Source organism: Mycetocola zhujimingii, from assembly GCF_003065425.1.
In the GTDB taxonomy this organism is placed as follows: Bacteria; Actinomycetota; Actinomycetes; order Actinomycetales; family Microbacteriaceae; genus Mycetocola_A; species Mycetocola_A zhujimingii.
In genome coordinates this window covers 2,579,118-2,594,212 of the sequence record NZ_CP026949.1, presented here as the reverse complement: position 1 = coordinate 2,594,212, position 15,095 = coordinate 2,579,118, and the positions used below count along the sequence as shown (strand labels likewise).

At 66.7% G+C, this 15,095-nt stretch carries 14 protein-coding genes; 4 read left to right on the top strand and 10 right to left on the bottom strand.

The window, feature by feature from the left end:
* Positions 1-4: 4 nt before the first annotated feature.
* The 3 genes from C3E77_RS12385 to C3E77_RS12375 all read right to left on the bottom strand — a co-directional run bounded on the left by C3E77_RS12385 (position 5) and on the right by C3E77_RS12375 (position 1,522).
* Positions 5-646, bottom strand: coding sequence for a DedA family protein (locus tag C3E77_RS12385; protein WP_108391912.1), 642 nt, complete (start codon positions 644-646; stop codon positions 5-7).
* 157 nt (positions 647-803) lie between these two features.
* Entirely contained in the window at positions 804-1,088 is a 285-nt protein-coding gene (locus C3E77_RS12380; RefSeq protein WP_108391911.1) for a hypothetical protein, read from the bottom strand.
* Positions 1,089-1,246: 158 nt separating this feature from the next.
* The gene (locus tag C3E77_RS12375; RefSeq protein ID WP_108391910.1) at positions 1,247-1,522 is read right to left on the bottom strand and encodes a GlsB/YeaQ/YmgE family stress response membrane protein; all 276 of its coding nucleotides are present in this window, start codon (positions 1,520-1,522) and stop codon (positions 1,247-1,249) included.
* Between the two features lie 372 nt (positions 1,523-1,894).
* On the opposite strand from C3E77_RS12375, the gene C3E77_RS12370 reads away from it, so the two are divergent.
* Complete coding sequence (locus C3E77_RS12370) at positions 1,895-4,234, top strand: DEAD/DEAH box helicase (protein ID WP_108391909.1); 2,340 nt, start codon at positions 1,895-1,897, stop codon at positions 4,232-4,234.
* Between the two features lie 106 nt (positions 4,235-4,340).
* Here C3E77_RS12370 and C3E77_RS12365 read toward each other — a convergent pair whose 3' ends face one another.
* The 7 genes from C3E77_RS12365 to C3E77_RS12335 all read right to left on the bottom strand — a co-directional run bounded on the left by C3E77_RS12365 (position 4,341) and on the right by C3E77_RS12335 (position 11,066).
* Positions 4,341-5,438 carry an Rv2578c family radical SAM protein gene (locus C3E77_RS12365; protein WP_108391908.1) on the bottom strand — a complete coding sequence of 366 codons (1,098 nt, stop codon included), beginning with the start codon at positions 5,436-5,438 and terminating at the stop codon, positions 4,341-4,343.
* Between the two features lie 157 nt (positions 5,439-5,595).
* Complete coding sequence (locus C3E77_RS12360) at positions 5,596-6,405, bottom strand: energy-coupling factor transporter transmembrane component T family protein (protein WP_108391907.1); 810 nt, start codon at positions 6,403-6,405, stop codon at positions 5,596-5,598.
* Positions 6,402-8,129 (bottom strand): ABC transporter ATP-binding protein, encoded by a 1,728-nt coding sequence (locus tag C3E77_RS12355; RefSeq protein WP_108391906.1) that lies wholly within the window; start codon positions 8,127-8,129, stop codon positions 6,402-6,404. The genes C3E77_RS12360 and C3E77_RS12355 overlap by 4 nt, the downstream gene beginning before the upstream one ends.
* 8 nt (positions 8,130-8,137) lie before the next feature.
* Positions 8,138-8,737, bottom strand: a complete 600-nt coding sequence (locus C3E77_RS12350) for an ECF transporter S component (protein WP_108391905.1) — start codon at positions 8,735-8,737, stop codon at positions 8,138-8,140.
* A gap of 77 nt (positions 8,738-8,814) precedes the next feature.
* Positions 8,815-9,771 (bottom strand): pirin family protein, encoded by a 957-nt coding sequence (locus C3E77_RS12345; protein ID WP_108391904.1) that lies wholly within the window; start codon positions 9,769-9,771, stop codon positions 8,815-8,817.
* On the bottom strand, positions 9,768-10,082 hold the full coding sequence (locus C3E77_RS12340) for a GNAT family N-acetyltransferase (protein WP_234031207.1): 315 nt from the start codon (positions 10,080-10,082) through the stop codon (positions 9,768-9,770). Before C3E77_RS12340 ends, C3E77_RS12345 begins: the two co-directional genes overlap by 4 nt.
* A gap of 105 nt (positions 10,083-10,187) precedes the next feature.
* Positions 10,188-11,066 (bottom strand): DMT family transporter, encoded by an 879-nt coding sequence (locus tag C3E77_RS12335; protein WP_108391902.1) that lies wholly within the window; start codon positions 11,064-11,066, stop codon positions 10,188-10,190.
* Positions 11,067-11,191: 125 nt separating this feature from the next.
* Between C3E77_RS12335 and C3E77_RS12330 the strand changes: the two genes are divergently transcribed.
* The 3 genes from C3E77_RS12330 to recQ all read left to right on the top strand — a co-directional run bounded on the left by C3E77_RS12330 (position 11,192) and on the right by recQ (position 14,793).
* A complete protein-coding gene (locus tag C3E77_RS12330) occupies positions 11,192-11,848 on the top strand; it encodes a hypothetical protein (protein ID WP_162925004.1) in 657 nt (218 codons plus the stop codon).
* 198 nt (positions 11,849-12,046) lie between these two features.
* Complete coding sequence (locus tag C3E77_RS12325; protein WP_162925003.1) at positions 12,047-12,763, top strand: copper resistance CopC family protein; 717 nt, start codon at positions 12,047-12,049, stop codon at positions 12,761-12,763.
* 152 nt (positions 12,764-12,915) lie between these two features.
* Positions 12,916-14,793, top strand: a complete 1,878-nt coding sequence (gene recQ, locus C3E77_RS12320; protein WP_418288080.1) for a DNA helicase RecQ — start codon at positions 12,916-12,918, stop codon at positions 14,791-14,793.
* The last annotated feature ends 302 nt before the right edge of the window (positions 14,794-15,095 follow it).

The following is a 15,095-nucleotide window of genomic DNA, read 5'->3' as shown; positions in this document are numbered from 1 at the left end:
GGTCTCACCGGGCCAGAATGTCGGCGGTCGCTGTGCTCTGGTGGGCCGCGGTCCGCCGCCGCGCGACCGCACTCGATACCCGGTCGATGAGGAAGCCGAGCGCGATGGCGATCACGATTCCGATCAGCGCGCCGAGAAGCGGCTGGTCCTTCACCCAGTGCCCGGCGAGCAGGCCGATGAGAACCGAGTACGCCGCCCACGACACTCCGGCGAGAACCGTGAGCGGCCAGAACCGTCGATGGGGAAACCCGGTGGCTCCCGCGGTCATGTTCACGGCGATCCTGCCGATCGGGATGTACCGCGCGGTCAGGATCAGGGCCGCCGGCCGGGAACGGATGCCGTGTGCGGCCCAGTCGAAGGCACGGACGGTTCGCGGATGCCGCATCCACGCGAAGCGGTCGGTTCCGACGATGCGCCCCAGGAGGTAGGCGATGTTGTCGCCGAGTGCCGCCCCGATCGCGGCCACGAGGATGATCAGGACCGGGTTCGGTGCTCCGGCCGAGACGCCAATGGCGGCCGCGGCGACGACCACGGTCTCACTCGGAACCGGCGGGAAGAACCCGTCGATGACAACGACAGCGAAGACGATCGCATAGACCCACGGTGAGGTGGCCGTCGAGAGAAGAGCATCGGTGAGAAAGTCCATGTCAGCCGTTCGATCGCGGCGACGCAGGAGTGCGGCACCGTTTTCGAGGCTACGAAGGCCTGATGTTCACGGCATCCACCTCAGGTATTGGGTGGGGTCAGCCCAGCGGAGGAGATCCGGGACCGCGGGATCTCGACAAAACCGTGAGGCGCTGAGGTCAGGGCTGGGTGCCGATGGCGAAGCGAACCGCGCCGGCTTCGTCGACTTCAGCGTCAAGGATCTTGTCGTCGAGCATGACCGCGGCGTTCTCGTCGACAAAGATCCGGGCACCGCTCGACTCGACGACGGCATCCGTCGGCTCAGGCGCCGTGGCGACCGCGACGGAAAGGTCGGTGGACGACGGTTCCGGGCTGGTTATCCGAAGGCCGGCATCCTCGGTCCCCGCCGTCTGAAGTGTGATGGTCTTGACGATGGTGCTTGCGTTATCGGTGAGGGTGAGCATGAGCGTCCTTTGCGATCGGCGGTCAGAAGAGTCCAACCCTTCCGAACCCGACGGCGGACCTCAAGCTGGAACCCGGCATTCACACGAAAGACGGAGGTCGAAACGACGAATGCCTCCCCGCCGTGAGGCGAGGAGGCATCCGTTTGGTTCGTGGACCGTTAGGCCCGGCTGCCGCTGCGCGAGTTGCGCGTGACGAGGCCGTAGATGAGGAGCACGATGATGGAACCGACGATGGCGGTGAGCCAGGTCGAGATGCTCCAGAACTCGTTCATGTCGATGTTGAACAGCAGGCCACCGAGCCAGCCGCCCAGAAGCGCGCCCACGACACCGAGAAGCAGTGTGATGAGCCATCCGCCGCCCTGTTTGCCAGGAAGAATGGCCTTTGCGATTGCGCCAGCAATCAGACCGAGAAGAAGAAATGCCAGGAAGCCCAAGGCTCCACCTCCATTTGTCCGATGGATCTCCGTTGCCGGAGTCCCGTTGAACCCGCCCGGTTAGGCTGGTGTAACTCGAGAGTACCGTGTTTGAGGTTTTTCTGGGGAATTGCCGCTAAGTCATTGCGAAACTCGGAAATTTACGTGACAATTCCGCCTTCGTGCCGTAATGTAGCCAAGTCGGCTCTGGACACCGTGGATGTACCGCGGAAGGGTTTGTAAGTCTGGTGGGCCGGTTATACATCGCGAAAACGCGACTTGTATTCACTTTGATGTGAAACGGTCCCGGCCATCGACTGCCCGGGTATATGAATGCCGCAGCTCTGCTGTGCGCTTCTCGATTCATGCATGAACTAAAACCCGGAAAGTACTATGCCCAAGAACAATAAACCCGCTGGCGGCCGCGCCGCCCGCAACTTCGACCCGAGCTACGCCCGCAAGAGCGGCGGCCCGGCAGGAACCACAGCTGGCAGCAGGAGCCCGGGACACCGCGGATACCGCGCGGCAGAATCCGACGCACCGAAGAAGGCCCGCTGGAACGCAGACGAGCGCGCCCAGCGCCGTCACGCCGACGAGCCCCGCGACCAGCGCGCACCCCGCGACGACCGCAACGACGGTGGCCAGCCGCAGCGCGGCGAGCGTCCTGCGTACAACCGTGGTGAGAACCGCACCGAGCGCCCGGCATACGGCCGCGACGACCGTGCGCCCCGCAGTGACCGCAGCGAGCGTCCCTCGTACGGCCGCGACGACCGCGCCCCGCGCAGCAATGGCGAGCGTCCTGCTTACAACCGTGGTGAGAACCGGACCGAGCGTCCCGCGTACAACCGTGGTGAGAACCGGACCGAGCGTCCCTCGTACGGCCGCGACGACCGCGCGCCTCGCAGCAGCGGTGAGCGTCCCGCGTATAACCGTGGTGAGAACCGGACCGAGCGTCCCTCGTATAACCGCGGTGAGAACCGCACCGAGCGTCCCGCGTACAACCGTGACGACCGTGCACCTCGCGGTGACCGCGCCGAGCGTCCGTCGTACAACGACCGCGCCCCGCGCAGCAACGGCGAGCGTCCCGCGTACAACCGTGGCGAGAACCGCACCGAGCGTCCCGCGTACAACCGTGACGACCGTGCACCTCGCGGTGACCGCGCCGAGCGGCCGTCGTACAACGACCGCGCCCCGCGCAGCAACGGTGAGCGTCCCGCGTATAACCGTGGCGAGAACCGCACTGAGCGTCCGTCGTACAACCGCGACGACCGCGCTCCCCGTAGCGACCGCTCTGAGCGCCCCGCATACAACAACGACCGCCCGTTCACGCGTGGCGAGCGCATCGAGCGTCCGTCGACGCGTCGCATTTCTGCGGGCCGCGACGACCGCGCACCCCGCCGCGACAACAACTTCGACCGTCCCCGCGACGCCGGAGCAGACAAGAACTTCTACCCGAACCGCGACGCCAAGGGAAACTTCACTCCCGAAGACGACGTCGTGCTCGAGCGCCTCGAGGCACAGGCAACACTGGCTGTCGACGTCGAGGGCATTTCGTTCACCGACCTCGGCCTCGGTGGCAACATCGTCGCCGCTCTCGCTGAGCTCGGCGCACCGAGCCCGTTCCCGATCCAGGCAGCAACCATCCCCGACGTCATCGCCGGCAAGGATGTCCTCGGCCGCGGTCGCACCGGATCAGGCAAGACCATTGCCTTCGGCGCACCGCTCGTCGAGAAGCTCATGGAAAACGGCGGAGGCAAGAAGCGTGCCATGGGTCGCAAGCCCCGCGCGCTGATCCTCGCACCGACCCGTGAACTCGCGCTGCAGATCGACCGCACAGTGCAGCCGATCGCCCGCAGCGTCGGCCTCTTCACCACGCAGATCTACGGCGGAGTGCCGCAGGGTCGCCAGGTTGGCGCTCTCCAGCGCGGAGTCGACATCATCGTCGGCACCCCCGGCCGGATCGAAGACCTCATCGAGCAGGGCCGTCTCGACCTCTCCGAAGTGACCATCACGGTCCTCGACGAGGCCGACCACATGTGCGACCTCGGCTTCCTCGAGCCTGTGCAGCGCATCCTGCGCCGCACGGCAAACGGTGGCCAGAAGCTGCTCTTCTCGGCAACCCTCGACAAGGGTGTTGCTTCGCTCGTCAAGGAATTCCTGCCGTCCCCCGCCGTGCACGAGGTTGCCGGCGAAGACCAGGCCTCAGCGACGATCGACCACCGCGTTCTCGTGGTCGAGCACCGCGACAAGGACCGCATCATCGAGGAACTCGCGAACCGCAACGAGAAGACACTCATCTTCTCGCGCACCCGTGCGTACGCCGAGCGCCTCGCTGACCAGCTGGAGGATGCAGGCATCCGTGCCGTATCGCTCCACGGTGACCTCAACCAGGCCCGTCGCACACGCAACCTCGCGCAGCTCACCTCAGGGCGAGTGAACGTGCTCGTTGCGACCGACGTCGCCGCTCGTGGCATCCACGTCGACGACATCACCCTCGTCATCCAGGCTGACGCGCCCGACGAGTACAAGACGTACCTCCACCGTTCGGGCCGTACGGGCCGCGCGGGCAAGGTCGGTACCGTCGTCACGATCATCCCGAAGGCGCGCCAGCGTCGCATGACCGACCTGCTCGGTCGCGCCGAGATCGAGGCTGATTACGTTCAGGCTCGCCCCGGTGACGAGATCATCGAGGAACTCGCCGGTCGCATGACCAATGCGAAGCTCACCGCCTAACAGCTGAGCCGCCAGAACACCCGTTCCGGTCGAGACCACCCGTTCACACGTGTGTTCTCGACCGGGGCGGGTGTTTTCGTGTACCCGGCAGCCTTTTCGGGCCTCTCTAGAACAGCATCGGCTGCTCGGTCGACGGCAGGATGCGCGCACCGGTCGAGCCGTCATCACTCGAGAACGCTGGCCGCTCGCCCGCGTCGTTGCGCAGCATCCCGAGCGCTTTCGAACGGATGCCGCCCGTCGCCGGATCTTCGCGCCCGCGTTCGAGCCCGTGGGCACGGATCAGCGGCGAAATGCGTGCGGCCAGCCAGGTGCGATACTCCTTCGGCGCGTACTGGCCGCGGGCGTAGAGGGCTGTGTACTTCGGGACGAGTTCAGGATGCTGCCGCTGGAGCCAGTGCATGAACCACGGTTTCACTCCCGGTTTGAGGTAGAGCGAGGTGAAGAGCACGCTGGTTCCTCCCGCCGCCTTCACCTGTCGCAGCGCCTCGTCGAGGTGCGCCTTTGTGTCGGTGAGGTACGGCAGGATCGGCATCAGGAAGACGCTGCAGTCGAGCCCGGCGTTGCGCACGGCGGTCACCGTGGCGAGGCGGGCCTTCGCCGACGGCGTGCCCGGCTCGATCGACTTCTGCAGTTCGTCGTCATAGATCGCAATCGACATCGCGAGGTCAACGGGAACGGTCTGGGCGACATCCGCAAGCAGCGGGAGGTCGCGGCGGAGCAGCGTGCCCTTGGTGAGGATCGACAGCGGTGTGCCGGAGTTCGCCAGCGCCGTGATGATGCCGGGCATGAGCGCGTACTTGCCCTCTGCGCGCTGGTACGGGTCGGTATTTGTCCCGAGTGCGACCGGGTACTTGCCCCAGTTCGGCTTCGCGACCTCTTTCGAGAGCACGTCGGCGACGTTGATCTTCACGACGACCTGGTTGTCGAAGTCGTCGCCGGCGTTGAAGTCGAGGTAGCTGTGGGTGGGGCGGGCGAAGCAATAAACGCACGCATGACTGCAGCCACGGTAAGGATTGATGGTCCAGCCGAACGGCATCTGCGACTGCCGCGGGATCTTGTTGAGCGCCGACTTCGCGAGCACCTCGTGAAAGGTCACCCCGGCGAACTCCGGCGTCTGGACGCTGCGCACGAGGTTGTTGAGCTTCGCGAGGCCCGGAAGCGCCGAGGGCTCCTCGGTGCCGAGCTGCTGACCGTCCCACCTCATGCACTCCATTAGAACATGGATTCGAGAAAACCGGGCTATTGAGGAAGCGGACGTGCGCGAGCGCGTTCTAGCCCGCGACCGCTGTAGATCCAGCCCTGCGCTGCAGAAGCTTCTGCAGCGCAGGGCATGGAAGTGCCGCGCTCGGTGAACAGGCCCGCTAGAGCAGGGCCGCCGCCGCCACGATGAGCGCCGCGCCAACCGCCCAGAACAGCACGACGAACACCCAATCGCGGGCGCGGAACGGGACGAGATACCGCTCCGTGCGCGACTCATGCGCGCCGAACGCCCGTGCGTCCATCGCGAGTGCGACTCGCTCAGCGTGCCGAATCGCCCCGACGAGCAGCGGCACGATGTAGCCGAGACCGCGACGGATGCCGGCGAGCGGGCCCCTGCCGCCTGACACGCCCCGAACGCGGTGCGCCCGGCGAATCTGCTCGAGTTCCAGCCGGAACCGGGGCACGAACCGATAGGCGGCGAGTGCCGTATACCCGATGCGATAGGGCACGCGCAGGTGCTGCACCAGCGCCCGAACCAGGTCGGGCCCCGTCATCGTGAGGCCCGCGATCAGCGCGAGCGAGAGCAGCGCCCCGAGACGGAGTGCCGTGGCCAGTCCGATCAGCCAGGCCCCGAGATAGAACCGGTACTCGCCGAGCTGGAACAGGAGCAGCGTGTCGTCGACGCGCGCGGCATCCGTCCACAGCCCGAAGCTCACCGACAGCACGGCAACGACAGCGGGCAGGCCGAGCCAGAGCGCAACCACGAGCCTGGCACTGAGTTTCGCCCCGACGGTGATGAGCAGAAGCGCAAGCAGGATGAACACAAGCGGAGTCGCAATGTCGCGCACGAACAGGAGGTAGAGCATGAACGGCAGCGGCCCGGCGATCTTCGCGAGCGGGTTGAGCCTGTGCAGGAAATGTCGGGCCGTCACTCCGCGTCGCACGGAGTACGGGTCGAGCGCCGCCGTCACGTGGGGCTCCCCGGCAGGTCAGCGACGCGGGTCAGCGACATCCACGACGGATGCCGCGTCACGCCCCGCATCGCCCGCGCAAGTGGGGGCAGAATGAGCCCGGCCCTTGAGAGAAGTTCGCCGTCGCCGAGAATATCCCCGGCGGCACCGAACGCCAGGAGTTGTCCGTCATGCATCACAGCAACGTGGCTCGCGTATTCGGCGACGAGCTGGAGGTCGTGGGTCACGGTGATCACCGTTGTTCCCGAGCGGTGCAGGTCCCGAAGCAGGGTGAGCAGTTCGTTCGCTCGCTGGCGATCCTGGCCGAACGTCGGCTCGTCGAGGACGAGCACCGGGGCGCCGGTGATGAGTGCTGTCCCCACCGAAAGCCGGCGCTTCTGTCCACCGGAGAGAAGGAACGGATGCATGTCGCGGTGCTTCGCCAGGCCGAAGCGCTCGAGCATCGCTGTGACGCGCGCCTCGATCTCATCCACGCTCGGCCCGTCGTCAGAGCGCCCGCGCACCCGCAGCCCGTGTGCGAGTTCGTCGAACACCGTGTTCTCGATGAACTGGTGCTCGGGGTTCTGGAAGACGAAACCGACGTGGTCCGCCAGCATCCGCGCGTCACTCGTCGCAGGGTCAAGATCGCCGACGCGAACCCGGCCCTTCGGCGGCGGAACGACACCGGCAAGAGCCTGAACGAGCGTGGTCTTGCCCGCTCCGTTGGCACCGATCACCGTGACGAAATCGCCCCGGCCGATCTCGAGTGACACGTCACGGATGATCGGGGTGCGGCCGCGGGTCACGGTCAGACCCCGAACGCTCACGGCCGCATCGCTCGGGACGACGGTCGGCTCGGGCCTGCGTTCCGCGAGCGGGGGAAGAGAACGGATGCCATTGAGCGCGGTCGTCAGTTCGTCCGGGGTGAGGGGGAGCGGATCGAGTACCACTCCGGCGCTCCTCAACCGCAGCGCGGCGAGGGTGGCGACGGGCAGCCAGACTCCGAGCGCCGCGACCTGCTCCGCGGCCCCGGCGAGCACTGTTCTCGGGTCGCCCTGGAAGGCGATTTTCCCGGTGCCGTCGAGGACGATGACCCGGTCGACGAGGTCGATGGCCGCGTCGAGGTTGTGCTCGATCAGGACAACCGCGTGCGTCCCCGCCGCCGCGATATCGCGAAGGACCGCGTAGACATCGCTGATACCGGTCGGGTCGAGGTTGGCGGTCGGCTCGTCGAGCACGAGCACCCCGGTGTCCATGGCGAGGGCGCAGGCAATGGCGAGTCGCTGCTTGCCACCGCCCGACAACAGGTCGGGGTTGTCCAGCCGCCTCTCCCAGAGTCCAACGGCACGGAGGGCGCGTTCGGCTCGCTCGAGCACGTCGTCCACGGGGAGAAGGAGGTTTTCCGGGCCAAAGCAGACCTCGTCGAACACCGTGCCGGTGACGAGCTGCGAATCGGGGTCCTGGAAGACCATCGCGACATCCTGCGACAACCGCGACACCGTGGCATCCGCCGTTCGGATGCCGTTGACGAAGACGGATCCTGACAGCGTCGCGGCAACAGCGTGCGGGACGAGCCCGTTGAGTGACAGGGCGAGTGTCGACTTGCCGCACCCCGATGGGCCGAGGATGAGGACGACGTCACCCGTGCGAACGTCGAAGCTCACACCGTTCGGGGTGTCGTCGGCGCTCCCGTCATAGCGGATCCGCACATCCTCCAGCCGCAGCGCGGCAGTGTGATCCGGCATTCAGCTGGTCACGCGGAGGTCACTGGTGCGTCGACCGAACCTGGTGAGTCCGGCCTGCGGTCGACCTCGCGCTGGAGCCCCCGCGCCACCCCGGTCTTGTCGATCCGGCTGGCGATGACCCGCCCGAGCCAGGTGAAGATAATCGGACTCACGGCGAACAGAGCGAAGTACACGACACCGAGGCTCGCGCTGAACTGTTCGGCACCGATGGTCAGATAGACCCCGGCGCCAAAGATGATCCCGGCGATCGCCGCCGCGAGGTAGAAGACCCAGGAGCGCCAGTACCGGTAGCGGCTGACGAGGAACGGCAGTTCCTGCAGCAGCCCGATCGCGAGGCCGGCGCCCAGGTAGCGGAGGAACCACTGGGGGCTGAAAGCCGCGGCGATGAGACCGGCGAAGAGACCGGTGAGCAGCGCGACCCCACCCCGTCGAAGGAGAGATTGTGCGACAACGCCGGGGAGGAAATACACGCCGACGATCGAACCGTACAGAACCGGAGCAGTGGCCGACACGAGCCCGTTGAGATAGCCGCTGACCACAAAAACCAGGCCACCGGCGACGCCGATGGCCGCGCAGGTGAGCAGGAGGCGGGTGCTCGCGTTTCGCATGTCGATCTCGGTTTCGGGTGAGCGGTTTCGTTGGTGAGGTAACCCTAAGTTTAGTGCGTCTCGCCTGAGACCCGCGCTCAGGATTGTCGGCGACGCGGGGTCAACCGCACGCCCGGGAGCGGCGGTGCCGGAATCCGTTCACCACCGTGTCCCTCGACCGAACCAAAACGGATGCTGCGCGATTCCCACGCGTCCCGCGCGCTCACGATCTCCTCATGGCTCCTGGCCACGAAGTTCCACCACATGATGAGCTCCTCCGCGAACGGCACACCGCCGAGCAGAACGAACCGGCACCCGTCCGCACTCGCGACGTCGAGCGATTCGCGCTCGGAGCCGAGGTAGAGGAGTGGCCCGGGCGTGAGCGATTCACCGGCCACCTCGAGCGTGCCCGAGAGCACCATGACCGCGTACTCGTAGTGGCCTTCGAGTGGGAGGGTGACGCGCGCACCAGCGTCGATCACGGCATCCGCCCCGACCAGCGGCGTGAATACGGTCGCCTCCGAGACGACGTCGCCGAGCCTGCCGACGAGCACGCTCGCGGTGAGGCCGTCAGCGCGATAGACCGGAAGCTCGGTATGGCGTTCGAAGAACGGATCGATGTCGGCGACGTCGCGGGGCAGCGCCACCCACAGCTGGAGGCCGCGGAGAGGACTGCCGGCGGGGTCGAGCGAGAACTCCGAGTGGGAGATGCCGTACCCGCTCGTCATGATGTTGAGTTCGCCCGGCTCGACGGCGACGTCGCTGCCGACGCTGTCACGGTGACGGATGCTGCCTTCGACGGGCCAGGTCACTGTCTGCAGTCCGGTGTGCGGGTGCGGCAGCACCTTCATCCCGACCTCTTCGTCGTCGAACCTGTCGAGGAAGCACCACGCGCCGACCATGGGCAGCGTGCGCTGGGGGAGTGACCGGTGCACGACGATCCCGCGGATGCCGCCGAGCGGGACCTCGCGGGACTCGAGCCGGCGCGCCGTCTGCCCCGTCGGACCGGAGCGCGAGCTGAGCGATTCACTCACCGGCTGGTCCAGTCGCGTCATTGCTGGACTGGTTTCCAGTCGACGGTGCCCTCGAACTCGGGGTGACGCTTCAGCCAGGACTGAACGAAGGTGCAGTACGGCACAATCGTGTCGCCGCTGGCGACGACGTCGTCGAGGGCGCTTCGCACGAGGACCGAGCCAAGGCCAAGGCCCTCGAACTCGGGTTCGATGAGCGTGTGGGTGAACGACAGCCGACCCGGCTTCTGGCGGAAGGCGACGAACCCGGCGAGCGTGCCACCGACCCGGATCTCATACCTCGACTCGTCGTCGTTCCTCGTGACGCTGGTGGTCTGGTCGGCATCATCAGCCACAGGTTCCTGCTTTCTCACGAACGACGGAAGGGGTCACTCCAACCTATTCCTGTCGTCGTCGAGGCGCGAGCGGATTCCCTCATTTGACCGCCCGGCCCGGCACCGTCAGGCGAGAGCGAGCATGCCCGCTGCGACCAGTGCGAGCACGAGCCCGAGCCACTGCACGGGGGCGATCCGTTCTTTGAGTACCACGGCCGCAAGAAGAATCGTGCCGGCGGGGTACATAGCCGTGAGCACGCCCATCACCGAGAGATCACCGATCCGGATGCCGATGAGCAGCAGCGTGTTGGCGAGCGCGTCGAGGAGGCCGCACGCGACGGCGAGGCTCAGCCCCGGGCGCCACCCGGTCCGCGCAGGTGCGGAGGGACTCGCATCGCGACCGGGGTTCCGGGTTCGCAGCCAGATGAGGAACACCGCGGTGAACATCAGCGTGGCGTTCACCGCCCGGTTCATCACGAGTGGAACGACCCCGGAATCCTCGGGCGTCTGGTCGATGAGGATGATGAACGCGCCGATCATCGCACCCGAGCCGATTGCCATGAGCACACCACGGATGCTCGGTCGTACCGCGCCCTTTTCAGGAACGAAGCCGACCAGGACGACGGCGACGAGCGCGAGTCCGAGCGCAAAGAATCCCAGGACGCCGAACTCGTCGCCCGTGGTCAGTCCCCAGGTCATCGGTACTATCGCCGACACGACGGCGGTGAGCGGGGACAGGATCGACATCGGTCCGATCGCGAGGCAGGCGTAGAGCAGCGAGATGGCGATGGCGCCGGTGACGCCAGACAGCCCGCCCCACAGCACGGCTTCGGCCGACCAGCGCCCGAAGCCGAGAGGCAGTACCGCGAGGAGAATGACAAGACCGAACACAGCGGCGAGTGCTGTGACCCTGAGCGGGCTGATTCGCTTCGAGGCGAGTCCGCCGAGGAAGTCCGCCGCGCCGTAGACGAACGCGCCGATCAGGCCGATGACCGCGGTGAGCATGTCGAAAGCGTAGTTGACTCGCCACAGCCCGGCGCACGCCGCGGTTCCGGGTGCTGCGCTCCTGTTGGGGCGACGTACAGTGGAGGGAGGGCCAGTCAGCCCACTCTCCCGCGGGAAGGATGATCATGCGCGCTCGGCGGACCCGCGTGCTTCGCGGCCTTCTCGCGGCCGCACTGGCCACCTTCGTCGCCGCGCTCTCCCACACGATTTCCGGCGACGCTGTTCCCGGTATTTTCGCGCTCGCCGTGGCATCCGTTCTCGCCGTATTCGTGTGCATCGCCCTCGCCGGTCGAGCGCTTTCGCCCTGGCGTCTCGCGGTTTCGGTCGTGCTCAGCCAGCTGGGTTACCACCTTTTCTTCGCGCTCGCGCCAGCGACCACGGGCACGGTGACGACGGGCGCAGTGGCGACGGGCACAGTGACGACGGGCACGGTGACGACCAGTGCGGGCCACCATTCCGGAATGATCCTGCTGTCGACGGATGCCGTGACCCACGTCCACGCGACGCCAGCCCCGGCGATGTGGCTCGGCCACGCGCTCGCGGCCGGTGTCACGATCGCTGCTCTGGTTCGCGGCGAGCGAGTGCTCGTCGCCCTGGTCGACACGCTGCGGATGGGCGTTCGGGCGCTCATCATCGCTCGTGTCGTCCCTGTCGTCGGCGGCGAGGTTCGCACCGCGGTCGACTGGCTGCCCGTGCTGGTTGCCCGTCACCGCGTGCTGCTCTCGGCGATGCGCCATCGGGGACCTCCCGCGCCCGTTCGCCGGACCCACTCGTTCGCCTGACAGCGGAGGGCATTCGCCTTCAGCGACTGGCGGCCGGCACAACGCAGACCATTTTCTTTCGCCGACCGCCGCTTTGCGCGCCCGGTCGCACCTCAACGAATTTCGGAACTCATGAATCGAACTCACACCGTCCACCCAGGCACCCAGCTGGCTCACGCGCAGGGTCAATCCGCGCCGGGAGTATGGAAGGTTAGGCATATGCGTATTCGCCGCCTTCTCGGACTATCGACACTCGCCGGACTGCTCGCGGTTGCCGGGCTCGGCCTGACCGGTGCACCCGCCCAGGCGCATAACGCGCTGGTCTCTTCGACGCCGGCCGCCGACTCCGTCGTGACGGAGCAGCCCGGCACTTTCTCAATAACGACCAACGACGCCATCCTCGAGGCGGGCGGAACATCGAATGCTATTCAGGTCCGCGGCCCTGGTGCGGAGACCCTCTACTACGGTGATGGCTGCATGACCGTCTCTGGCAGCACGCTCACCACCCCGGTGCAGCTCGGCCAGCCGGGCGACTACACGGTGCTCTGGCAGGTGGTGTCCGCTGACGGGCATCCGATCTCGGGAGAATTCACGTTCACCTGGCAGCCGGCATCCGGTCAGGAACTCGCGGCGGGAGTGGCAGCCGTACCGGTGTGTGGACAGGCCCAGGCACCCGTCGAATCGGCCACGCCGGAGCCGGAGCCGAGGTTCACCACCCAGGCAACTGACACCGCCTCGCCCTCGGGTCCGATCGAGTCGGACGACACGACCGCCGCGTCGAATGACCTCCTCTGGATTGGCGGGGCGCTCGCCGTTCTCGTGATCGCGGCAGTGGTTGTCGTCGTCGTTGTGCGGCGAAAGAACGGTCCGCCCGCCGGGCCGGGTGCCGACGAGGCTGGCGAAGCTGACGCGTCGTCGCCAGGGGCTCAGCGCTAGCGAGGGCTCCGCTCGGGGCGTCCTGCGCCGAGCGCTGCACATCCATGCGGGCGCTGCAGAAGTGTCTGTAGCGCCTGCATGGGACTGCAGCGGTGGGGGTTCGCCAGCCGCGAGGTGCCTCCCGCGATTAACCGTTGTCACCGGCAGCGGCTATCGTTTGCGAGGTGACAAACGTGCTGCCAGAAGCGTCAAGGGCCCCCACCGCAGCCGACGTGCTGCACTCGGTCTTCGGCTTCGACTCGTTCCGCGGTGAGCAGCAGGCGATCGTCGACCAGGTCATCTCCGGCGGTGACGCCGTGGTGCTCATGCCCACCGGCGGGGGCAAGAGCCTCTGCTACCAGGTGCCCTCACTCGTGCGCGACGGCACCGGCATCGTCGTTTCGCCGCTCATCGCCCTCATGCAGGACCAGGTCGACGCCCTTCTGGCCGTCGGCGTTCGGGCGGCATTTCTCAATTCGACGCAGGACGCCGTCGAGCGCGACCGGGTCGAGCAGGCGTACCTCGCCGGGCAGCTCGATCTGCTCTACGTCGCCCCCGAGCGACTGAGCTCGGAAGCCACAAAGCGATTCCTCGCGAACGGCAAAATCGCGCTCTTCGCCATCGACGAGGCTCACTGTGTCTCGCAGTGGGGCCACGACTTCCGCCCCGACTATCTCGCCCTCGGCGAGCTGGCGGAGCGCTGGCCTGACGTTCCGCGGATCGCGCTCACGGCAACGGCGACGGATGCCACGCACCGCGAAATCACCGAACGCCTGCACCTGCAGAACGCCGCCCACTTCGTGGCGAGCTTCGACCGCCCCAACATCCAGTACCGCATCGTGCCGAAGAACGAGCCACGCAAGCAACTCGTCGACTTCATCTCCAAAGAAGGAGCGGGAGAGGCCGGCATCGTTTACGCGCTCAGCCGCAACACCGTGGAGAAGACCGCGGCCCACCTGCAGGCGAACGGCATTCACGCGCTGCCGTACCACGCGGGCCTCGACGCCTCGGTTCGCCAGAAAACGCAGGCCAGGTTCCTCCGCGAAGACGGCATCGTCATCGTCGCGACCATCGCCTTCGGAATGGGCATCGACAAGCCCGACGTGAGGTTCGTCGCCCACATCGACCTGCCGAAGAGCGTCGAGGGGTACTACCAGGAGACCGGTCGTGCCGGTCGCGACGGAGAACCCTCCATCGCGTGGCTCGCCTATGGGTTGCAGGACGTCGTGCAGCAGCGCCGCATGATCGATGAGTCACCCGGCGACCTCGCCCACCGACGGCGCATGTCCGCACACCTCGACGCAATGCTCGCACTGTGCGAAACAGTCGAGTGCCGCCGCACCAATCTGTTGAGCTACTTCGGCCAGCCGTCAGAGCCGTGCGGCAACTGCGACACCTGCCTGGATCCGCCCCAGGTCTGGGACGGAACGATCCCGGCACAGAAACTGCTCTCCACGATCGTCCGGCTCAAGCGCGAACGGAACCAGGAGTTCGGTGCCGGCCACCTCATCGACATCCTCCGCGGAAAGACGACGCCCCGCACCACCCAGTGGAAACACGAGTCGATAGCGACGTGGGGAATCGGGCAGGACCTTAGCGAGCAGCAGTGGCGTGGCGTCATCCGCCAGCTCCTGGCCAAGCGACTGCTCGCAACGCGCGGTGAATACGGCACGCTCGGTCTCACCGACGACAGCGCATCGGTGCTCTCCGGAACCCAGCAGGTACCCATGCGCACCGAGCCCGAGCGGCGAGCGTCCGCCAGCAAGGCGCGCAAGCAGGCAGTATCCGACCTCGCCCCGCAGGATGTCGATCTCTTCGAGGCGCTGCGCGCGTGGCGCGCGGCGACGGCGAAGCAGCAGGGGGTGCCCGCGTACATCGTCTTCGGCGATGCAACATTGCGTGCAATCGCCACCGCGCGGCCCGATTCCTTCGATGCGCTCGCGTCGATCACCGGTATCGGCGAGAAGAAGCGGGCGACATACGGGCAGCCGCTGCTCGACGTCGTTGCTGGCCGTGAACCGGCCGAGCCCCAGGAGCTGTCGGCTCCTTAGCTGTCTGCTCCGCAGCTCGTTACTCCTAAGCCGCGGCCGTTAACGCACTCAAGCGCCGTGCCCGGGGGCACAGCGCTTGAGTGAGAAAGAGTATTCGGGCTGATTAGCCCTTGCGAGCCTTGTCTTCGCGCTTCGCCGACTTGTCGGCGCGCTTCTCCTTCAGTGACTTCGCTGGTTCTTTTTTGGCGGAGTTTTTCTGGGGTGATTTGCTTGGCATGAGTGCTCCTTCGACCTGCCAGCCGCGCCGGCTGTGTCTCTTGACCATACGCTGTATCCGCGCGAAGGGCACGTCTGTGACCGCT